The organism is Solilutibacter silvestris, assembly GCF_050574925.1.
Classification (GTDB): domain Bacteria; phylum Pseudomonadota; class Gammaproteobacteria; order Xanthomonadales; family Xanthomonadaceae; genus Solilutibacter; species Solilutibacter silvestris_A.
This window is the reverse complement of sequence record NZ_JBCMOO010000002.1, coordinates 16,248-38,892: the sequence shown is the minus strand read 5'-3', so window position 1 is coordinate 38,892 and position 22,645 is coordinate 16,248. Positions and strand designations below refer to the sequence as shown.

Here is a 22,645-nt window from a genome sequence, read left to right as displayed (position 1 = left end):
AAGGATCGTTCCGCATGTCTTTCCCAGCACGTCTCCCCGCGCGCAGCCTGCTCGCGCTGTCGCTCATTGCTGCGATGGGTTCCAGCTTTGCACAAGGAATGCCCGCGCAGGACATGTCCGCGCAGCAGGCCGCTCCCGGTCCCGCCGACACGCAGCCGGGCAACACCACGACCAGCAAGGACCTCGACACCATTTCGGTGATCGGTCGTGGCGAAACGCGCCAGGTGCAGCGCATCACCGCGAAGGACATGAAGACGTTGCCGCCGGGCACCAGCCCGCTGAAGGTGCTGGAAAAACTGCCGGGCGTGCACTTCGAATCGGCCGACAGCTACGGCAATTACGAATGGTCGACGCGCATCAGCCTGCGCGGCTTCAACCAGACGCGCCTGGGCTTCACGCTCGATGACATTCCGCTGGGCGACATGAGCTACGGCAACAACAACGGCCTGCACATCAGCCGCGCGTTGATCTCCGAAAACCTCGGTAGCGCCGAACTGGCCTCGGGCATCGGCGCGCTGGGCACGGCGTCGACCGGCAACCTCGGCGGCACCGTGCAGTTCCATTCCAGCGATCCGGCGCCGGAATACGGCGTGACGCTCGCGCAGACCGTCGGAAGCGACAGCACGTTCCGCACCTATGGCCGCCTCGATACCGGCGACCACCACGGGTTCGCGATGTATCTCTCCGCCGAATCCGCCAGCGCCGACAAGTGGAAGGGCGACGGCAAGCAGAAGCAGTTCCAGTTCAACGGCAAGGCCGTCTACAACTTCGGCGACAGCAAGGTCGGCGCGCTGTTCACCACCTCGAAGCGCAACGAAACCGACTACCAGGACCTGTCCTGGGACATGCTGAAGCGCCTCGGCTGGAACTGGGACAACTGGGCGCCGAACTGGAATGCGGCGGTGGACGCGGCGAAGACGCAGTGCGGCGCCACCTATGTCTATACCTGCGATGACGCCTATTACGCCGGTCGCGGCCTGCGCAACGACAGCGTGACCTCGCTGTTCGGCGATTTCGCACTGGCCGAGGGCGTGCGCCTGAAGGCGACCGCCTACCACCACGAGAACCGCGGCCAGGGCCACTGGTTCACGCCGTACCAGGCGTCGTATCCGGGCACCGCGCAGGAAGTGCCGATCTCGATCCGCACCACCGAATACGGCATCAACCGCTCGGGCGTGATCGCCGGACTGGAGTGGACGCTGGGCAACAACCTGTTGCAGGCAGGCGTGTGGGGCGAAGACAGTCATCACACCGTGCAGCGCAATTTCTACTTCATCAGCGGCCCGGTGGATGACAGCTACTTCCTGCGCAATCCGGATATCCGCAAGTTCTACCAGCGCTATGCCACGCAGACGCGCATGTTCTACCTGCAGGACAGCATCACGCTGCTCGATGGCCGCATGCGCTTCGACATCGGCCTGAAGAGCCCGCATACCACCACGACGTCGACCACGGTGCTGGGTCCGTATGCCAACGGCCGCCTGCGCGCCAGCAAGGGCGCGCTGCCGCAGCTCGGTTTCGGCTACAAGTTCGACGACCACAACGAAGTGTTCGCCTCGTACGCGCAGAACATCGCCGCGTTCCAGGCCGGCATCAACGGTCCGCTTGCGACGACCCAGGCCGCGTTCGATGCCTTCGCCAGCAAGTTGAAGCCGGAAGAGTCGTCGACGATCGAGGCGGGGTATCGCCATGGCGACGATTTCTTCGAAGGTTCGATCGCGCTGTACACGGTGAAGTTCAAGAACCGCCTGCTGTCGATCCAGCAGTGCTCGTCTGGCATCCAGGGCTGTCCGTCGGCCTATGCCAACGTCGGTGCGGCCAACAGCCGCGGTGCGGAAGCCACCTTCATCCTCAAGCCGATGCAGGGCCTGCGCTGGTACAACTCGCTGTCGTACAACAAGTCGACCTATGCCGACGATTACCTCAACGGCACCACGCTGGTCCCGGTCAAGGGCAAGACGACGGTGGATTCGCCCAAGCTGCTGTTCAACAGCGAACTGGCGTGGACGATGAACGGCTGGGACGCGCATCTGGCCGCCAATTACACCGGCAAGCGCTACTACACCTACCTCAATGACGGCTCGGTGCCCAGCTACTGGCTGTTCAATGCCTCGGCAGGATACGATTTCGGCAAGACCGGCTTCCTGCAGGACCTGCGCGTGGCGCTCAACGTGACCAACCTGGCCAACAAGCACTACTTCGGCACCATCGGTTCGAACGGCTTCGCCGCCAGCGATGTCGGCGGCTATTTCGCCACCATGCAGGCCGGCGCCCCGCGCCAGGGCATGCTGACCGTGACCGCGAAGTTCTGACGGCCGTGGTTTCGGACGGGCGCCGGCGTTTCCTCAAGGGTTCGGCTGCAGCCGCGGGGGCGTTGGGCCTGCAGCTGATCCCCCCGGCGATCCGTGCGGCGCTTGCAGTCGAACCGGCGCGCGTGACCGGTTCGCTGCGCGATGTCGAGCACATCGTGGTGCTGATGCAGGAGAACCGTTCGTTCGACCACTATTTCGGCGCGATGCGCGGCGTGCGCGGATTCGGGGATCCGCGACCCGCGCCGTTGCCGAATGGCCACACGGTATGGGAGCAGCCGGCGCTCCCCGGTGGCGAGCCGGCGATCACGCCGTTTCACCTCGATTCGAACGCCACGGCGGCGCAATGCTTGGCCGACATCGATCACGGCTGGAAGGATTCGCACGAGTTGTGGCGCCACCACGATGCATGGATGAAAGTGAAGGGGCCGATGTGCTTCGGCCACTTCACCCGCAGCGACCTGCCGTTCTATTACGCGCTGGCCGATGCCTTCACCGTCTGCGACGCCTATCACTGCTCGATCTTCGGGCCGACCAATCCCAACCGCCTGCACCTGTTTTCCGGCACCAGCGGCCTGACCGCCGGCAACAGCGGCAAGCAGGCGGTGACGAATGTCGATGACGGCAACTGGAGCGCCGACATGTCGGCGGACAAGGCCGGGTTCACGCCGTTCGCGTGGCACACCTATGCCGAGAAACTCCAGGATGCCGGCGTCGCCTGGAAGGTGTATCAGGAATACGACAATTACGGCGACAACCCGCTGCAGTCGTTCGCGGCATTCCGCGGGCTCGATCGTTCGTCGCCACTCTACATGCGTGGTCGCGCCTGGGCGGAAGGATCGACCAAGGACAACGCACCGAAGACGCGTGGCGAGCATGTGATCGCCCAATTCGCCCGCGACGTCCGCGATGGCAAATTGCCGCAGGTGTCGTGGATCGTGCCGCCCTACATCATGAGCGAGCACCCGGCGGCATCGCCGGCCTACGGCGAATCGCTGAGCGCGCAATTGCTGGCGGCGCTGGCCGCCAATCCGGCGGTGTGGGCGAAGACGGTCTTCATCATCAATTACGACGAGAACGGAGGCTTCTTCGACCATGTGCCGCCGCCGATCGGCACCCATGCGGCGAACATCGGCGCAAGCACCGTGCGCCTCGATGGCGAGGATTACCACGGCGTGCCGGTCGGGCTCGGGCCGCGCGTGCCGATGCTGGTGGTGTCGCCCTGGAGTCGCGGCGGCTGGGTGAACTCGCAGGTGTTCGATCACACCTCGGTGATCCGCCTGATGGAAGAACGCTTCGGCGTGCGTTGCGACACCATCAGTCCGTGGCGGCGCGCGGTTTGTGGCGATCTCACCTCGACGCTGGCGTTCGATGTCCATGACGATGCGTGGCCGAAGATGCCGGATGCGTCCGGTCGCCAGCAGTGGGCCGATGCCAGCTGCAAGCAGGCGATCCCGAAAGCGCCGACGACCCCGACCGCATTGCCGACCCAGGAGCAGGGGCGACGCCCGGCGCGGGCATTGCCCTATGCCTTGTCCGCGTCAGTGCATGTCGATCGCGGCGCGCAGGGCATCGAGCTCGAGTTCACCAATTCGGGCAAGGTCGGTGCGGTGTTCGCGGTCTATCGAACCGACGGCGACGCCGGTCCGTGGTGGTTCACGGTGGAAGCGGGCAAGCAGCTGCGTCATCGCTGGGCGCTTGCGGGTGATGGCGGGTATGCATTCGAGGTGCATGGTCCGAACGGCTGGCTGCGTACGTTCAACGGCAAGGTGGCCGGCAAGGGCCCGCGCCCGGAAGTGGAATTCGTCGCGCAAGGCGACCGCTGCGTGTTGCGGATGCGCAACGACGGCGACACCGTCTGCATGTTGCGTGTGGCATCGGGCCATTACGACCGCGGCGCGGCGCGTACGCATGTGCTGGCGCCGGGCGCGCATGTCGAGGACAGCCGCGATATCGCCGCATCCGATCATTGGCACGACCTGCAGGTGACGCTGGAGGGCGATGCATCGTTCAAGCGTCGTTTTGCCGGCCACGTCGAGACCGGGCGCGCCAGCCGCAGCGATCCCGCACTCTCGGACTGATCAACCGTCCAGGGTGTCGCGATCCGGTGGCGGCCCCAGCTTGATCGACAATTTCTTGCGCATCTGGCGGCGGAACACTCGCGCCAACATGGCGAAGCCGACGCTGGTCGGATGCATTTCGTCGGCCCAGAATTCGGGATCGGGCAGTGTGCCGCGCAGGTCGACGAAATCGAAGACGCGGCCGCTGGCGGGGTCGTCGCGCAGTGGAACCAGCACCTTGTCGACGAATCCGTCGATCATCGCCTTGGCGAATTCGCGCTGGTCATCGGCGCGCGGCAATGCACTGGCGATATTCGGTGCGATCCATGGTCCGATGCCGTGGGAGAACAGGGCTGCCAGGCCGAGGTTGCCGAGGGTGAACTTCGCGCGTTCGCCCATCCGCTGCGGATAGTCGTAGCTGTGGGCGAGGATCGGCGTCTGCGGTTTGACCGCGCGGAACGCCTCGATCAGGCGATGGTAGGACGCGCGCACGGCGTCGTAGCGGCCACTGGCTTCGACGCGCGCGAAGGCGGCATCGACGCTCATCTCGGTCGTGCCCTCGAACAGTTGCCCGAGGAAATCGCCGACGAAGTCGTTGCCGCCGCCGCTGAGCAGGACGAGGTCGAAGGCGAAATCGCGATACCAGTCGGAGAGGTCGGCGACGCCCCTGGGCGAGAACATGTCGATGGCGAGATCGCCGACGCGTTCGGTGCGGAAGAACAGTCCGCCGGCGCCGAACAGCGGGACGCCTGCGGCTTCGTCTTCGGGAGACGGATAGACCAGCCAGTCGAGCAGGTTCATCGCCAGCGGCGTGGCGAACCAGGAGTCGCCTTCGCAGAAGATCACCGGGGTGGAATGGAACGCCGCGGGATAGCGTTCGAGCTCGCGATAGAGGTCGCGGAACTGGCCGGCGCGGGTGGTGAGCAATGATTGCGAGGAAGGCATGCGAATTTCCGCGTTGCAACATTGTTCGTGACGATACTCGCATAACGCGGCGTTGAGTGAATGCGGTTTACACTGCGCCGATGCAGCCTTCGCGCAAGAAGTCCCGGATCACCTCGCTCGACATCGCGCACCGCGCGGGCGTATCGCAAGCCACCGTATCGCGCGTGCTGCGCGGTAGTCCGTTGGTGAACGCCGAGACGCGTCGCCGCGTCGAAGAGGCGGTTCGCGAGCTCAACTACAAGGTCGATCGCCACGCATCGAGCCTGCGCACCCAACGCGCCGGCACCCTGGCGCTGTTGCTGTTCGAAGAGCCGGGACCGGAGGACGCGGTGATCAATCCCTTCTTCCTGTCGATGCTGGGCTCGATCACCCGCGAGTGCGCGCGCCAGGGCCACGACCTGCTGGTGTCGTTCCAGCAGTTGTCGGACGACTGGCATGCCGATTACGAGGACAGCATGAAGGCCGACGGCCTGATCCTGCTCGGCTACGGCGACGACGTGCTGTATCAGGAAAAGCTCGAACACCTGCACGCGCAGGGCACGCATTTCGTGCGCTGGGGGCCGGTGCGCGCGGGGCAGATCGGGATTTCCATCGGCTGCGACAATCACCTCGGCGGCCAGCTCGCCGGTGCGCATCTGCTGGAGCTCGGGCGCAAGAAGATCGCCTTCCTCGGCGATGCGTCTTCGCACTATCCGGAATTCTTCGCCCGCTTCAACGGTTGCGAAGCGGCGTTGAAGGCGCGCGGATTGACGCTGGATCGCGCGTTGCAGGTCGATGCCAGCAGCAGCGAGGAAGACGGCCATCGCGCCGCGCGCGAATTGCTGGCGCGCGGCGTCGACTTCGATGCGATATTCGCCGGCAGCGACCTGATCGCGATCGGGGCGATGGCAGCCCTGCGCAATGCCGGCAAACGGATCCCGCAGGATGTCGCGGTCGTCGGTTTCGACGGCATGCCGCAGGCGCGTTACAGCACGCCGCCGCTGACGACGGTGGTGCAGGACACGCAACTGGCCGGCCGCTTGCTGGTCGACAGTCTGTTGATGCTGATCCGCGAGCAGTCGGCGAACAGCATCATGATCGCGCCGCAGCTGGCGGTGCGGGCGTCGAGCGGGGGTTGATGCGTCGGTCGCGCGTCAATCCTGCTTCTTGCGTGCTCCCGCCATCGCGGCATCCAGCGCGGACAACAGTTTCGGTTCGGTAACCTTTGCCGCCAGCGTGTAGACCTGCACGCCATGCGCGGGCACGCGACTGGTCAACGCCTGGCCCGAAGCGATCTTCCGTTTGCCGCCATCAATCGCCGATGCCCAATTGCCTGCCTGGACACCGTCGATGCGAAACTCCTGTGGGGTATCGCCCTTGTTGAGCAGCACCAGCGCGATCTCGTCGCGGCCGGCATGCTGGTAGACGCGCCAGAACGCAGCGCGATCGCCGGCGAGCTCCAGATCGACCTGCAATCCGCGCTGCAAGGCGACATGTGCCTGCCGGACCTTGGCGATGCGGGTCATCGCTGCGCGGATCGGGCTCTTGCGCGCTTCGGCAATGCCCTTGGTGCCGAAGTAGTTGCGATTGCCGGCATGTTCGGCGGCGCCGCGTTCGAAGCCCATCTCCGAACCGTAATAGATCACCGGGATGCCGCGCGCGGTGAACAACCAGTTGTTGGCGTCGATGAAGCCGTTGTCGCTGGCATCCATCCGCGCCATGTCGTGGTTGTCGTAGAAGGTCATCAACTCGTAGGGATTCGCATACGGGCCATCGGTCAGGTACAGCGGCTCCGCAAGCGCGGCGTAGGAACCGCCGGAATGCTCGAAGGTCGCCTGCAAGGCCTTGCGCAACGGGAAATCGAGCACGCTGACACTGGCGTTGCGCGTCCAGGTGTGCTCGGCGATCTTGTTGGCGTCGTAATCGAAGGCTTCGCCGAACATGAAGAAGCCTGGGCGCTTCTGGCGGATGCGATTGACGAAGGCATGCCAGTAGGCGTGCGGCATCCAGCCGATGGTGTCGATGCGGAAGGCATCGGCGCCCTGGTCGATCCATTGCGAATACGCGCCGACGAAATACTCGAGCACCGCCGGGTTGTTCTCGTTCATGTCCGAGAGCTGCACCAGGTTGCCGCTGGTGTTGTACCAGGCATGCAACGGATTGTTCTTCGGATCGAGCTTGTCCGGTGCCAGGTTCTGCTCGTCGGCCATCAATCGCCAGTGCTTGTCGTAGATCTTGCCGTACTTTGGCTGGTCCTTCGGCATGGTGAAGGCGGGCGAGCCGTGGTTGCAGACGATGTCGAGCACGACCTTCAAGCCGTGTGCGTGCATCGTGCGGGTGAAGCCGCGGAAGTCGAGTCCGCGGCTGGGCAGGTGTTCATCCACCACCCAGAAGTTGTCGCCCCAATAGCCGTGGTAGCCGGTCTTGCCGCCATCGGTGAAGTGGCCGCCCCATTTCACCGGTTCGCCGCCGGTGAAGGCCTCGTCCGGGTTGTCGACGATCGGCGTGATCCACACCGCGCCGAAGCCCATTTCCTTGATGTACGCGATGTTGTCGACGATGCCCTTGAAGTCGCCACCCATGTAGCCGACGTTGTCGCTCTTGCCGCCTGGTGCGCCGGGTACCGGGCGATCGAAGGTGTAGAACGCCGCGCCCTTGGCCTTGCCCTGGCCGCGATGGTCGTTCGACGGGTCGCCGTTGACGAAGCGATCGGTCATCACGAAATACACCGCGTCGCTGGCCATCGGTTGCAGCGTGCCGTAGTAGTCGCCAGGCGAGGGTTGGGCGGAAGTTCCGGCGTGGACAGTGCCGGCGATGGCAGTGGCGAGCAGCGTTACTGCCAGAGTCGAGATCTTTTTCAGCTTCGTCATCTTCATGCAGTCCGTGGTTCGGGTACGCGCAGGGTCAGCAAGCCGGCGACGGCCATGCAGATCGCGCCGATGACCAGGGCGTAGATCGGCTGGTTGCCGAACAGGTGCTTCACCAACAGGCCAAGCAGGCTGACCGCGACGAGCTGTGGGATCACGATGAAGAAATTGAAGATGCCCATGTAGATGCCCATCTTCTCCGCCGGAACGCTGTCGGAGAGCAGGGCGTAGGGCAGGGACAGGATCGACGCCCAGGCAAAGCCGACGCCGATCATCGACAACAGCAGCAGTTTCGGATCGCGGATCAGGAAGACCGACAACAGGCCGAGCCCACCCAGCAGCGAGTTCAGCAGATGGCTGCGGCGCAGTCCGATCGCGCGCACCATGCGCGGAATCACGATCGCAGCCAATGCCGCAAAGGCGTTGTAGGCGGCGAAAAGCACGCCGACCCAGTTGGCGCCTTCGTTGTAGGCGACCGAAGTCGGATCGCTGCTGCCGTAGTGGACGGAGGTGACCGCCGGCGTCGTGTAGATCCACATCGCGAACAGCGCGAACCACGAGAAGAATTGCACGACCGCCAGTTGCCGCATCGCCGACGGCATCTGGTGGAGATCGCGCATGATGTTCGCGAGCATGCCGGTATTCGCGGTATGGCCACTGAGCAGCAGCAAGGCCCCGTAAGCGGCCACGCCGCCAGCCAACACGTACAACTGCTTGTCGAGCGCGAAGTGGCCGACGCTCCAGAACCCGGCCAGGCCGACGACGAGCGCTGCGGTCGCGAGTCGCGACCATTTGCGCGGACTGGTGCCGTTGTCGTGGATGCTGCTTGCTTCAGGCGCGTGGTCATCGAAGGACGCGAGTTCTGCAGGGCTGTATTCGCGGCTGCGGAACACGGTCCAGGCGATGGCGCCGAGCAGCACCACGCCGCCGATATAGAAGGAATAACGCACGGTATCGGGGATGTGGCCGCTGGGCGCGGTATTGGCCACGCCCGAATGTTCGAGCAGCCATGGCAGCAAGCTGGCGACGACCGAACCCACGCCGATGAAGAAGCTCTGCATCGAGTAGCCGGCGGCGCGCTGTTCCTGCGGTAGCTGGTCGCCAACGAAGGCGCGGAACGGCTCCATCGACACGTTGATGGAGGCATCGAGGATCCACAGCATGCCGGCCGCGACCCACAGGGCGCCGACGTTGGGGAAGGCGAACAGCGCCAGCGAGGCGAGGATCGCGCCGCCGAGGAAATAGGGGCGGCGGCGACCGAGCCCGCTCCAGGTGCGGTCGGAGAGATAGCCGATCACCGGTTGCACCAGCAGTCCGGTCATCGGCGCGGCGATCCACAGCAACGGGATGTCGTCGACATTGGCGCCGAGCGTCTGGAAGATGCGGCTGACGTTGGCGTTCTGCAGCGCGAATCCGAACTGGATGCCGAGGAACCCGAAACACATGTTCCAGATCTGCCAGAAGCCGAGGCGGGGTTTGGCGGCCATGCCGGAATCCGTCTTGAAGATGCAGGCATCGTGCCGCCTGCAGGCGGGGCTGGCATGTTGCAGTGCAAACAAAACAGCCTGTTTCTGGGGTGAAAGGAGGGGCCTGCCCACGCGCGCATGCAGCTATACAAGCGTGCGCGTGCATGCATACGTATTCATCCGGGTAACGCCGTGATGCATGGAATAGTGCGCGCTGGCACAGCTTATGGGGCAGGCAATGGCGCATCCGTGGTGGCGCGGAGCGGTGATCTACCAGATCTATCCGCGCAGCTTCCGCGACAGCAACGGCGATGGCATCGGCGATCTGCCGGGCATCACCGCGCATCTGGATCATGTCGCCACCCTCGGCGTCGACGCGATCTGGATCTCGCCGTTCTTCACTTCGCCGATGGCCGATTTCGGCTACGACATCGCCGATTTCCGCGGCGTCGATCCGATCTTCGGCACGCTGTCCGACTTCGATGCGCTGGTGAAGCGCGCGCATGCACTCGGCCTGCGGGTGATGATCGACCAGGTGCTGAGCCATTGCTCGATCGAGCATCCGTGGTTCCGCGAAAGCCGGATGAGCCGCGACAACCCCAAGGCGGACTGGTTCGTCTGGGCCGACGCCAAGCCCGACGGTTCGCCGCCCAACAACTGGTTGTCGATCTTCGGCGGCGTGGCCTGGCGCTGGGAGCCGCGACGCGGCCAGTACTACCTGCACAACTTCCTGTCGGACCAGCCGCAGCTCAATTTCCACCAGCCGGCGGTGCGCCAGGCGCAGCTCGACAATCTGCGCTTCTGGATGGATCGCGGCGTCGACGGCTTCCGCCTCGACTCGATCAACTTCTGCTTCCACGATGCGCAGCTGCGCGACAACCCCGCGAAGCCGATCGAGGCACGCAGCGGACGCGGGTTCTCGCCGGACAATCCCTATGCGTTCCAGTACCACTGGTACAACAACACGCAGCCGGAAACTCCGGTGTTCCTCGAGGAATTGCGCCGGCTGATGGACAGCCACGGCGAGATCGCCGCGCTCGGCGAGATTTCGTCGGAGGATTCGCTGGCGACGATGGCGGAATACGTCACGCCCAAGCGCCTGCACATGGGCTACAGCTTCGAGTTGCTGACCGACGATTTCAGCGCGGCGCACATCCGTGGCACCGTTGAAACGCTGGAAGCCAAGATGCAGGGCGGCTGGCCATGCTGGGCGTTGTCCAACCACGACGTGCAGCGCGTTGCCAGTCGCTGGGGCGGCGCCGATCCACATCCGCAACTCGCGCGCCAGCTGGTCGCGCTGGTGTGTTCGTTGCGCGGCTCGGTCTGCCTGTACCAGGGCGAAGAGCTCGGCCTGCCCGAAGCCGATGTGCCGTTCGAGGCATTGCAGGACCCTTACGGCAAGACGTTCTGGCCGAATTTCAAGGGTCGTGACGGGTGCCGCACGCCGCTGCCGTGGACCGACGCCGCCGACGCCGGATTCGGGGCGCCACACCCTTGGCTGCCGGTGCCGGAAGCGCATCGTGCGTTGTCGGTGGCGGCGCAGGAAGCGGAAGCGGAATCGACCTTGCATGCGGCGCGGGCATTCCTCGCCTGGCGCAAGGCGCAACTGGCATTGGTCGAGGGCGCGATCCGTTTCTTCGATGCGCCGGAACCGGTCCTCGCATTCGAACGCACGGAGGAAGGCGAGCGCATGCTGATGGTCTTCAATCTCTCCGCCAGCCCGGCCGAGTGGAATGTCCCGTCGCAATGGGCAGGGGCCACGCAGGTTCATGCGCCAGGCGTTGCCGCTGGAACACTGACCGATGGCCGCGTGGTATTGCCGGCGCACGCCGTGGTCGTATTGAAGATGGTGGATGAACGATGAAATCGAAATTGCTCGCATTGCTGCTATTGGCCAGTCCGCTGCTGGCCCAGGCCGGCACCAATGAAGTCGCGCGCGTCAGTTCGCCCGATGGTCATCTCGTGGTCACCGTACTCGACGTCAATGGCGAAGGACGGATCGGTTACCGGGTGGCGCGCGACGGCAAGCCGGTGATCGGCGACTCCCGCCTGGGATTCGTGCTGCGCAATGGCGCCGAACTGCTGCGCAATTTCAAGCTGGAATCGCAGTCGACCAAGAGCGTTGACGAGACCTGGGACCAGCCCTGGGGCGAACGCCTACATACCCGTAACCATTACAACGAACTCACCACCGCCTTTGTCGAAGGCGTGAACGACAAGCGCCATCTCGAAGTGGTGTTCCGTGTTTTCGATGACGGCATCGGCTTTCGCTACCGCTTCCCGAAACAGCCCAATCTCGGTCGCGTCGAGATCGTCGATGAGGTCACCGAGTTCGATGTCGCGCGTCCGGCCACCGCGTGGTGGGAGCCGGCAGGCGAGTGGAATCGCTACGAATACCTCTACAACAAGACGCCGTTGAACCAGGTGTCGCAGGCGCATACGCCGGTGACGATGAAGACCGACGACGGCCTGTACCTGTCGATCCATGAAGCCGCACTGGTCGACTACGCATCGATGTGGCTGCGCCGTGTCGATGGCCAGCGGTTGAAGGCGCGCCTGGCGCCCGGGGGCACGCAGCCGGCGAGCGTCGTTCGCGACACTCCGTTCGTCACGCCCTGGCGCACCATCGAGATTTCCGATCGGCCCGGCGGGCTGGTTGAATCCAGCCTGATCCTCAATCTCAACGATCCCAACGTGCTGGGCGATGTCGGCTGGTTCAAGCCGGCGAAATATGTCGGCGTGTGGTGGTCGATGCACCTCGACCAGCAGACCTGGGGCACCGGTCCGAAGCACGGCGCCACCACCGAGAACACCAAGCGCTATATCGATTTCGCCGCAGCCAATGGTTTCCGCGGCGTGCTGGTGGAGGGCTGGAATCCCGGTTGGGATGGCGACTGGTTCGCGCATGGCTGGAATTTCGATTTCACCAAGGCCACGCCCGATTTCGACATCGAATGGTTGTCGAAGTACGCCGCATCCAAGGGCGTGCACCTGATCGGCCATCACGAAAACGCGTGCGCCGTCAGTCACTACCTGGGCCAGCTCGACGCGGCGCTTGATCTCGACCAGCGCCTGGGCATCGACGTGGTGAAGACCGGTCACGTCTGCGATGCCGGCCAGATCGAACGCCAGGACACGCCAAATGATCCGATCACGCGCGAATGGCACGATGGCCAGTGGATGAGCAACGTGCATCTGCGGGTGGTGAAGGAGGCGGCCAAGCGCCACATCGCCATCAATCCGCACGAACCGATCAAGGACACCGGCCTGCGCCGCACCTATCCGAACTGGGTGAGTCGCGAAGGCGCCCGCGGCATGGAATACAACGCCTGGGGCGATCCGCCGAACCCGCCGGAACACGAGATCAACCTGGTGTTCACGCGCATGCTCGCGGGCCCGATGGATTACACGCCGGGCGTCCTCAGTCTGACCGGCAAGGGTGGACAGGAAATCCAGAGCACGCTGGCCCGCCAGCTCGCGCTGTACGTGACGATCTACAGCCCGATCCAGATGGCCGCCGATCTTCCGGAACACTACGCACAACACATGGACGCGTTCCAGTTCATCCGCGACGTGCCGACCGATTGGCAGGACACGCGCGTGGTCAATGGCGAGATCGGCGAGTACGTGACCATCGCGCGCAAGGAGCGAGGCGGCGACAACTGGTATCTCGGCAGCATGAGCGATCGCAATGCGCGTACGCTCAAGGTGCCGCTGTCCTTCCTCGATGCCGGCAGGAAATATCGCGCCGAGATCTATCGTGATGGCGAAGGCGCGGACTGGCATGGCGCGGCGCGCTTCATGTTCATGAAGGAAAGCCGCACCGTCTCTGCCAAGGACACGCTCGATCTATGGCTGGCCGGCGGTGGTGGTGCGGCGATCCGCTTCGTTGCGCTGAAGTGATACAAAAAGCGATGGAACGCGCGCCGCGCATGCTGTCGTTGGCGCTGTTGCTTGGCCTGCTGCCGGTGCAGGCATTCGCGGCACCACGTGGGCCGGTCGAGGTGAAACTCGATGCGCCCATGGTATCGCCCAAGCCGATGCGCGTGCGCTTGTGGTTGCCTCCGGGATATCGCGCAGGCTCCGCGGCGCGCTACCCGACGCTTTACATCAACGATGGCCAGGACATGGAGGCGGTCGGCCTGCAGGCAACGCTCGATGACCTGTATCGACACCGCCTGATCAAGCCGATGATCGTCGTCGCCATCGACATGCCGCAGGATCGCATGGCAGGGTACGGACTTTCGGATCGCGCGAAAGGCGTGTCGGTTGTCGCGCCGACCAAATACGGTGCGGTTGGCGCCAATGCACAGGCCTATTCGCAGTGGCTAGCGGACAACTTGGTGCCGTACGTCGATGCGCATTGGCAGACGCGCCGCAACGCCGATTCGCGCTGGCTGCTGGGCTGGTCGCTGGGTGCGATCAACGCGTTTTCCGTGGGTTGGCAATACCCTCAGATTTTCGGTCGAACCGGCGCGTTTTCGCCTTCATTCTGGCTATCGACCGATAGCAGCGATGCGCGCGCCGTGCAGGCTACGCGCATCGCCCATGCCTTGGTGGAAACGACACCACCGCCATCCAGATCCCGATTCTTCTTTGCCGCCGGCGATGCCGAGGAAAAGGGCGATCGCGATGGCGACGGCATCATCGACGTGATCGATGACGTGCTCGACCTGATGCAGGGCTGGACGGGCGATGACGGCCGCGTCCACAAGGGGCTGAAACAGCTCGGCTATTCGATCGATATCGATTACGCGACGAAACCCGATGCATCCGCTGCGGTGTTCTACCGTTTGCCCGGCGGCGAACACAATCAGAAGAGCTGGGCACGAATGCTGCCTGCATTCCTGCTGTGGCTGAATCCGTCATCGAAATGAATGCTGTCGTGATGTGGCACGCAGGGTGACGTTGCGGTGCAGCAAGTCGATAGAAAACCTCCTATTCAACTACTGCGCGCCCGTCGTCTAAGCGGTGCCAAAAGCATTTGGATCGTGCCAAATAGCCGAAATTATGACGATTTGTGATGAATACGTATGCAGAAAGTTATCCATTCGTAAAGCTTTGACTACGATCCGACCCCAATGGTGCGCAGGCACCGAGGCGCAAAACCGGAGAAAGCAATGATGCAGTTGAAGCGGAACATGCTGAGCGTGGCGCTGGTGACGGCGATCGGTATGGTGGCAACCGCGGCGCAAGCCCAGTCCACCACCAACGACACGGCGGCAACGCAGGATGCGAAGAAGAAGGCCGACGAGAAGAATGTGCTCGACTCGGTGGTCGTGACGGGTATCCGTCGCGGTATCGAAGGCGCCATCACCACCAAGAAGAATGCGACCTCGATCGTCGAAGCCGTCTCCGCGGAAGATATCGGCAAGCTGCCCGACGTTTCCATTGCAGAATCGATTGCACGCCTGCCGGGTCTGTCGGCGCAGCGCGTCGCCGGTCGCGCCCAGGTGGTCAGCGTGCGCGGACTCTCGCCGGACTTCTCGACCACGCTGCTCAATGGCCGCGAAATGGTCAGCACCGGCGACAACCGCAGTGTCGAGTTCGACCAGTATCCGTCGGAACTGATGGCGGGCGTGACCGTCTACAAGACGCCGGATGCCGGTCTCGTCGGTCAGGGTCTGTCGGGCACCATCGACATGCGCACCGTGCGCCCGCTCGATTTCTCGAAGTCGGTGACGGCGATCGGTGTGCGCGGCCAGCGCAATTCGCTGGGTTCTGCGGGTGGGCAGAGCGCCAATGGCAATCGCATCAACGCCAGCTATATCGGCCAGTTTGCCAACCGCACTTTCGGCTTGGCGCTTGGTTATTCGCATTCTGAAAACCCGATCCAGGAGCAGCAGGTCGGTTTGTATGAACCGTGGGAGCAGGTCGGCGCCGGTTGGCGTCCGGGTGTGCCCGCCGGCACCTGGTATTCCGAAGGTATCAAGGCGCTGCGCCGCACTGGTCGCGAGAAGCGCGATGCGGTGATGGCGACTCTGGAATACCAGCCGTCGAAGACCTGGACCAGCACGCTTGATCTGTTCTACACCAAGGCGGGACACAAGGACACCGCCAACCAGTTCGAAGTGAACCTCGGTGACTACAACGGCGGCTACGGCCGTATCAATGTCACCAGCCCGGTGATCAATGGCAATGGCACGTTCGAAGGCGGTACTGCGGCCAACCTCTATCCGCTGGTGCGCGGGATGTACGACAAGCGCGAGGACAAGATCAAGGCTTTCGGCTGGCGCAACGACTTCAATCTTGGCAACGTCAAGCTGTTCACCGACCTGAGCTATTCGCATGCCGATCGCAAGGAGCTCAGCCTCGAGAACAATACCCAGCTGTATCCGGCGCCGCAGCTGGACACGCTGAAACTCGGGTATTTCTCGAACAATTTCTCGCAATTGAATCCCGGCCTGAACTATTCCGATCCGTCGAAGCTGTATTTGCAGAACACCATCTACGGCTCCGGCTACGGCAAGGTGCCGGAAGTGCATGACACGCTGAAGAGCGCCAAGGTCGGGGCCTCGTTTGCCGCGCCGGAAGCCGTGACCAAGTGGATTTCGGATTTCGAGGTCGGTCTCAATTACGCCGACCGGGAAAAGAACAAGAAGCAGCCGGAAGGCAACATCAATCTTGGTGCACAGGGCCCCACGGCGATCGCTTCGGACCTGCAGTACGGAACCGTCAATCTCGGCTTTGCCGGCGTCGGCAACATCCCGGCGTGGAACGTCCCGGGTGCGGTTGCGCGCTACATGGTGTTCAACCCCGCCATCGACCAGCCGTGGCTCATCGCGAAGACCTGGTCGTTGACGGAAAAGATCGAAACTGCCTACCTCAAGGCCAACCTCGATGCCCAGCTTGGTAGCGATGTCCAGTTGCGCGGCAACATCGGTCTGCAGGTCCAGCACGTCAAGCAGTCTTCCAGCGCGAACTCGACGATCAGCGACGCCAGCCCCGCCGGATTCCGCGCGGTGCCGGTGACCTTGGGCGCGACCTACAACGAAGTATTGCCGAGCATGAATCTCGCCTTCTCGTTCCCGCATGACCAGGCGCTGCGTGTTGCGCTTGCCAAGCAGTCCGCACGCCCGCGCGTCGACGACATGAGCGCCAGTGTCGGTTTCGGCGTCAACACCACGAACGGCAAGCCGGGCGGCGGTGGCGGCAATCCGCAACTGAAGCCGTGGCGCGCGAATGCCTTCGACCTGTCGTACGAAAAGTATTTCGGTACCAAGGCCTATGTCTCCGCCGCGTACTACTACAAGCAGTTGACCAGCTACATTTTCAACCAGACGGTCGATGGCTATGACTGGTCCGCGTACGTTGCCCAATATGTTCCGCCGGCAGGCATGACGGTGCCGGTACAGACGCACGGCACCTATACCGCGCCGCAGAACGGCAAGGGCGGCAAGATGCAGGGCATCGAACTGACCGCTTCGCTGCCGTTCGAGATGTTCACGCCGGTACTGAAGGGCTTTGGCGTGGTCGCCAGCGCCAGCTTCAACGACAGCAGCATCAAGATCCCGCCGCCGGATGGCTCGCAGTCGAGCGTGGGCAACAACCCGATTGCATTGCCGGGTCTGTCGAAGCGCGTCTACAACCTGACCGCCTACTACGAGCGCAACGGTTTCGAGGCCCGCATCAGCCAGCGTCGTCGCTCCGACTTCATCGGCGAAATCGGCAACTTCAATGGCAACCGTACGCTGCGTTACGTCGTCGGCGAGAACATCACCGATGCCCAGGTCAGCTACAACTTCAGCGAAGGTTCGTCGTTGAAGGGATTGAGCCTGCTGCTGCAGGCCAACAACCTGACCAACTCGGCCTACCGCACCTATGCGACGACCAAGGACCGTCCGCTGGAATACATCAAGTGGGGTCGCACGATCCTGCTGGGTGCCAGCTACAAGTTCTGATCGCGCATCACGTTGCAAACGGAAACCCCGTCGCTCGCGCGGCGGGGTTTTCTTTTGGGTGGAGGACGGTGGCGGTTCTTAATCGATGCCGAACAACTCGTCCTGCGGCGCATCGCCTTGTTCGATGAAGCCGGCAACGCCAACGCCGACCAGTCGATACAAGGTGTCTTCCGGCAGCGAGACGCGTTCCCGCAGGCGCGATGCGACGACCGCCAGTGCATTGGCATCCGTGGGGAACGGCAATTCCGTAAGCGAGCGGGTGAGGGTGCGGAAATCCCCGGTCTTGAGCTTGAGCACCACGGTGCGGGCATGGCGATCCGGATGCTGTCCGCGCTCGCGCTGGTAGGCCGCCCAGGTTTTTTCGGCGAGGCGATGGATATGTTCCTCCAGCGCGTGCAGCGGCAGGTCCTGCGGGAAGGTGTCCTCCGCGGAAATCTGCAAGGTCGGTCGTTCCGGACTGACGCCGCGTTCGTCGATGCCGTGGGCGAGTTCGTGCAGGCGGCGTCCCCAGCGGCCGAAGTGCGTTTCCATCGTTTCGACATCGACCGCGCGCACGTCAGCGCAGGTGTGCAATCCCAATTCCCCGAGACGGCTTTCGGTGACCTTGCCAACGCCGGGAAGTCGCCCCAGCGGTAGCGCGGCGACGAAGGCATCGACCATCGACGGCTTGAGCACGAACAATCCGTCCGGCTTGTTCCAGTCGCTGGCGATCTTGGCGAGGAATTTGTTGGGCGCGACACCGGCCGACGCGGTCAGCGCCAGTTCCTCGCGAATATCGGCGCGGATCGATTCGGCGATCGCGGTGGCGCTTCCGAGGTCGCGCTTGGGTACGGTGACGTCGAGATAGGCTTCGTCCAGCGACAGCGGCTCGATCAGGTCGGTATGGCGGGCGAAGATCCCGCGAACATGCTGCGACACCGCCTTGTAGCGAGTGAAGTCGGGCGGCACGAAGACCGCGTCGGGGCAGAGCCGCTCGGCGCGCACCGCAGGCATCGCGGAACGCACGCCGAACTTGCGCGCTTCATAGCTGGCCGCGCATACCACCGAACGGCTGCCGCGCCAGGCGACCACCACCGGGCGCCCGCGCAACGTGGGATCGTCGCGCTGTTCCACCGACGCGTAGAACGCGTCCATGTCGACGTGGATGATCTTGCGCGGGGTGCTCACCCCGGCATTTTAGGCCTCAAACCAGCCCGGTCAGCGAATACAGCACGATCACCACGAAGACCGCGAAGGTCTTCACCAGCGTGATCGCGAAAATGTCCTTGTACGACTGGCGATGGTTGAGCCCGGTCACCGCCAGCAGCGTGATCACCGCGCCGTTGTGTGGCAACGTGTCCATGCCGCCCGATGCCATCGCCGCGACGCGATGCAGCACTTCCATCGGGATGCCAACCGCCTGCGCGTTGACGATGAAGGTGTCCGCCATCGCCGCCAGCGCGATGCTCATGCCGCCCGACGCCGATCCGGTAATGCCGGCCAGCGCGGTCACCGTGACCGCTTCGTTCACCAGCGGATGCGGGATCGCCTTCAATGCGTTGGCGACCACCAGGAAACCGGGCAGGGCGGCGATCACCGCGCCGAAACCGTATTCGCTGGCGGTGTTCATCGCCGACAGCATCGCGCCGCCGACCGCGGCCTTGCTGCCTTCGGCCAATTGCTTCATGACGTCGCGCCAGGCGAATGCGAGCACGCAGAGGATGCCGAGCAGCAATGCACCTTCAACCGCCCAGATCGCCGCGATCTTCGAGACCTCCTGCACCACCGGTGCCTGCTTGCCGATCACCGCCGGCACGAAGCTGGTGGATGCGCCGTACCAGGTCGGGATCGCCGAACTCAGCCACTTGTTGGCGCCGCCGACCAGCACCAGCGGCAGGATCGCGATCAGCGGATGCGCCAGCTTCTCGCCGGTGAACGGCGCCGGTTCGTTGCGCAGCTGCGCGGGATCGCCATAGCCTTCGCCCGCGCGCAAGGCGGTGCGACGACGCCATTCCAGGTAGGCCATGCCGATGACGAAGATGCAGATCGATCCGGCCACGCCCAGCCAAGGCGCGGCCCAGGTGTTGGTCTTGAAGAAGGTGGTCGGGATGATGTTCTGGATTTGCGGCGTGCCGGGCAGGGCGTCCATGGTGAAGGTGAACGCGCCCAGGGCAATCGTGCCGGGGATCAGCCGCTTGGGGATGTTGCCCTGGCGGAACAGCTCGGCGGCGAACGGGTAGACCGCGAACACCACCACGAACAGTGAGACGCCGCCGTAAGTGAGCAGCGCGCAGACCAGCACGATGGCGAGCATGGCGCGGCTGGCGCCGACCACGCGGATGGTGGCGCTGACGATCGCGCGCGAGAACCCTGAAATCTCGATCAGCTTGCCGAAGACCGCGCCGAGCAGGAATACCGGGAAGTAGTTCTTGAGGAAGCCGACCATCTTGTCCATGAACAGGCCGCTGAACATCGGCGCGACCAGCGCGGGATCGGTCAGCAGCACCGCCAGCAGGGCTGCGATCGGTGCGAACAGGATCACGCTGTAGCCGCGATAGGCCACGAACATCAGGAAGCACAGCGCGGCCAGCACGATCAGGAACGCCATCGGGACATCCGGCAAGGAAACGTCCGTGGAGTGTGCGCAGTCACGGTCCGGCGCGCCCTTGTCCGAAGGTACGATGTGGCCGGCGCCGGCTTCCGCCTAGTCTGCATGCCATCTCGGGGGAATCCGCTCCCGGCTGTCATCAGCGAGAGGAACACATCCATGCGCCGCACCCATCGTCACGCTCCACTTTGCCTCGCCATCGCGCTCGGCCTGGCCGGTCCGGCCGCCCACGCCCAGCAGGCGACGCAGGATGGCCAGCCGTCCGCGCAGGCCAACAAGCCGCAGGCGTCGAACAATGGCGAGCTCGGATCGATCACGGTGACGGCGCGTCGCCGCGAGGAAACCTTGCAGGAAGTGCCGGTGGCGGTGACCGCGTTCACCTCGCAGGCGCTGGACAAGCTCAACGTGCAGGACCTCGGCGACCTCAAGGGCCAGGTGCCGAATCTCACCCTGTATGCGGCGCGTGGCTCCAACACCACCATCACCGCCTATATCCGTGGCGTCGGCCAGTCCGATCCGCTGTGGGGCGTCGATCCCGGCGTCGGCATGTACATCGACGACGTTTACGTCGCGCGTCCGCAAGGCGCCTTGTTCGATCTGCTCGACGTCAATCGCGTCGAAGTGCTGCGCGGCCCGCAGGGCACGCTGTACGGCAAGAACACCATCGGCGGTGCGATCAAGTACGTGACCAAGCCGTTGGCGACCAACTTCAACGGTTTCGTGCAGGGCACGGTCGGAAATTACAACGAGCGCGATGTCAAGTTCGCGGTTGGCGACGCCTTCGGCGATGCCAAGGCGCTGCGTGCGCGTCTGTCGATGGCCAAGCTCACCCGTGACGGTTTCGGCAAGAACCTGACCAGCGGCCACGATGTCAGCGACAAGGACATCTTCGCCTGGCGCCTGGCCGTCGGCGCCTACGTGACCGAAAAGTTCGACCTGCAGTTCGCCTACGACCATACCGATGACGAATCGGGCGTGCGCGGGGCGCAGATGCTGGCGAAGAATCCCTTCGCGCCGACCTATTCGCCGATGGCGAGCCGTTACGACGTGCGCAACGGCATGCCCGACGTCAACCACACCAAGCTCGATGGCCTGTCGATGACGGCCAACGTCAAGCTCAACGAGAACTGGGCGCTCAAGTACGTCTGGGCCAAGCGCCAGTCCAATACCGAGACCAACATCGATTTCGACACGCTGCCGAACAAGGTCGCGGACGTGAAGGCGTTCTATCGCGATCACCAGACCAGCAACGAGATCCAGGTCAATTACGATGCCGGTGGTCGCGCCCACGGCGTGATGGGCATCTACCAGTTCGACGGCGATGCCGGCGGCCAGGTACTGAACAACTTCTTCAACCTGTCCTTCGGCGATACCCGCGGCACGGTCTACACCAAGAGCACGGCCGTCTACGCCGACTGGACCTTCGACCTGACCAGCAAGTTCAAGCTGGATGCGGGCGTGCGCTACACCGACGAGAAGAAGCACACCATCGTCCACAACATCGGCTATACCGATGGCACCTTCACCAAGCCGAGCGGGGTGATCGCCGCCGACTTCGACAAGTCGATCGGCTTCAAGAACGTCTCGCCGAAGCTGTCTCTGGATTACCAGATCACGCCCGGCGTGATGGTCTACGGACTGGCGTCGCGCGGCTTCAAGTCGGGCGGCTACAACATCCGCGCGCAATCGGTGGCGGTGCCGCGTTCGGCCGAACCGTTCCGCGACGAGCGCGTGGACAGCCTGGAAATCGGCAGCAAGATGGCGCTGCTCGACCAGTCGCTGTTCCTCAACATGGCGTACTTCCACAACAAGTACAAGAACATCCAGCTCTCGGTGTTCACCGAATACACCACGCCGGCCAACACCAAGGCGTTCTTCGGCGACTTCACCAACGCCGGCCAGGGCACGGTCAGCGGTTTCGAGTTCGAGTACCAGTGGCTGCCGAGCAAGCATTTCGCGCTGACGGGCAACCTGGCTTGGCTGAACGCGAAATTCGACGAATACATGTACAAGAACTTCAACATCGCCGACCAGCAGAAGTTCACCAATGCGCCGAAGTTCTCCGGCGCGATCAATGCCGAATACCGCACCAGCCTCGGCAGCGCGGGCGACCTGACCGCGCGCGTGAGCTACACGCGCCAGAGCAGCGTGGTCGCGACGACCGAAGTCACCCACGATCCGGTGACCGGCGTCAACACGCAGCCGATCGAGCAGGGCGCCTATGGCCTGATCGGCGCCGGCGTGATCTGGAAGCCGTCGAAGCCGTGGACGGTGTCGTTGCAGGGCAGCAACCTCAACAACACCAAGTACCTCACCACCGGTTACGTGATCCCGGCGCTCGGCGTCCGCACCGGCTTCTATGGCGCGCCGCGCCAGTACACGCTGTCCGTGCGTTACGACTTCTGAGGGGAGTCGCGGCCGGCCCGACACGATGCGGTGGATGTCCGCGTCGTGATCGGGCCCGGCATGCGCTCGCGGGGCGCAGGCCCTATCCTCGACGGATGATCGCGCCACCAGTTCCATTCGCCAGC

At 63.8% G+C, this 22,645-nt stretch carries 13 protein-coding genes; 8 read left to right on the top strand and 5 right to left on the bottom strand.

The window, feature by feature from the left end; translation table 11 throughout:
- Window positions 1-14 precede the first annotated feature (14 nt).
- Both ABE093_RS00665 and ABE093_RS00660 read left to right on the top strand, forming a co-directional pair.
- On the top strand, window positions 15-2,312 hold the full coding sequence (locus ABE093_RS00665) for a TonB-dependent receptor (protein ID WP_430758940.1): 2,298 nt from the start codon (window positions 15-17) through the stop codon (window positions 2,310-2,312).
- 5 nt (window positions 2,313-2,317) lie between these two features.
- A complete protein-coding gene (locus tag ABE093_RS00660; RefSeq protein WP_430758939.1) occupies window positions 2,318-4,390 on the top strand; it encodes a phosphocholine-specific phospholipase C in 2,073 nt (690 codons plus the stop codon).
- On the opposite strand, the gene ABE093_RS00655 is transcribed toward ABE093_RS00660, so the two are convergent.
- Window positions 4,391-5,314: a hypothetical protein gene (locus ABE093_RS00655; protein WP_430758938.1), complete on the bottom strand. Its 924-nt coding sequence runs from the start codon at window positions 5,312-5,314 to the stop codon at window positions 4,391-4,393. It abuts the gene before it with no gap.
- Between the two features lie 80 nt (window positions 5,315-5,394).
- Between ABE093_RS00655 and ABE093_RS00650 the strand changes: the two genes are divergently transcribed.
- Window positions 5,395-6,432 (top strand): LacI family DNA-binding transcriptional regulator, encoded by a 1,038-nt coding sequence (locus ABE093_RS00650; RefSeq protein ID WP_430758937.1) that lies wholly within the window; start codon window positions 5,395-5,397, stop codon window positions 6,430-6,432.
- 15 nt (window positions 6,433-6,447) lie between these two features.
- On the opposite strand, the gene ABE093_RS00645 is transcribed toward ABE093_RS00650, so the two are convergent.
- Window positions 6,448-8,037, bottom strand: a complete 1,590-nt coding sequence (locus ABE093_RS00645; protein WP_430760045.1) for an alpha-amylase family glycosyl hydrolase — start codon at window positions 8,035-8,037, stop codon at window positions 6,448-6,450.
- Between the two features lie 128 nt (window positions 8,038-8,165).
- Window positions 8,166-9,647, bottom strand: a complete 1,482-nt coding sequence (locus tag ABE093_RS00640; RefSeq protein ID WP_430758936.1) for an MFS transporter — start codon at window positions 9,645-9,647, stop codon at window positions 8,166-8,168.
- Between the two features lie 217 nt (window positions 9,648-9,864).
- Between ABE093_RS00640 and ABE093_RS00635 the strand changes: the two genes are divergently transcribed.
- The 4 genes from ABE093_RS00635 (at window position 9,865) to ABE093_RS00620 (ending at window position 17,527) form a co-directional block, all read left to right on the top strand.
- The gene (locus tag ABE093_RS00635) at window positions 9,865-11,490 is read left to right on the top strand and encodes an alpha-glucosidase family protein (RefSeq protein ID WP_430758935.1); all 1,626 of its coding nucleotides are present in this window, start codon (window positions 9,865-9,867) and stop codon (window positions 11,488-11,490) included.
- On the top strand, window positions 11,487-13,529 hold the full coding sequence (locus ABE093_RS00630; protein ID WP_430758934.1) for a glycoside hydrolase family 97 protein: 2,043 nt from the start codon (window positions 11,487-11,489) through the stop codon (window positions 13,527-13,529). Before ABE093_RS00635 ends, ABE093_RS00630 begins: the two co-directional genes overlap by 4 nt.
- Before the next feature lie 11 nt (window positions 13,530-13,540).
- A complete protein-coding gene (locus tag ABE093_RS00625; RefSeq protein WP_430758933.1) occupies window positions 13,541-14,503 on the top strand; it encodes an alpha/beta hydrolase in 963 nt (320 codons plus the stop codon).
- A 243-nt stretch (window positions 14,504-14,746) separates the two neighbouring features.
- On the top strand, window positions 14,747-17,527 hold the full coding sequence (locus tag ABE093_RS00620; RefSeq protein WP_430758932.1) for a TonB-dependent receptor: 2,781 nt from the start codon (window positions 14,747-14,749) through the stop codon (window positions 17,525-17,527).
- A 78-nt stretch (window positions 17,528-17,605) separates the two neighbouring features.
- On the opposite strand, the gene dinB is transcribed toward ABE093_RS00620, so the two are convergent.
- Both dinB and ABE093_RS00610 read right to left on the bottom strand, forming a co-directional pair.
- Window positions 17,606-18,694: a DNA polymerase IV gene (gene dinB / locus ABE093_RS00615; RefSeq protein ID WP_430758931.1), complete on the bottom strand. Its 1,089-nt coding sequence runs from the start codon at window positions 18,692-18,694 to the stop codon at window positions 17,606-17,608.
- 16 nt (window positions 18,695-18,710) lie between these two features.
- Entirely contained in the window at window positions 18,711-20,114 is a 1,404-nt protein-coding gene (locus ABE093_RS00610) for a GntP family permease (protein WP_430758930.1), read from the bottom strand.
- A 159-nt stretch (window positions 20,115-20,273) separates the two neighbouring features.
- On the opposite strand from ABE093_RS00610, the gene ABE093_RS00605 reads away from it, so the two are divergent.
- Window positions 20,274-22,520, top strand: coding sequence for a TonB-dependent receptor (locus ABE093_RS00605; RefSeq protein WP_430758929.1), 2,247 nt, complete (start codon window positions 20,274-20,276; stop codon window positions 22,518-22,520).
- Window positions 22,521-22,645: the final 125 nt, after the last annotated feature.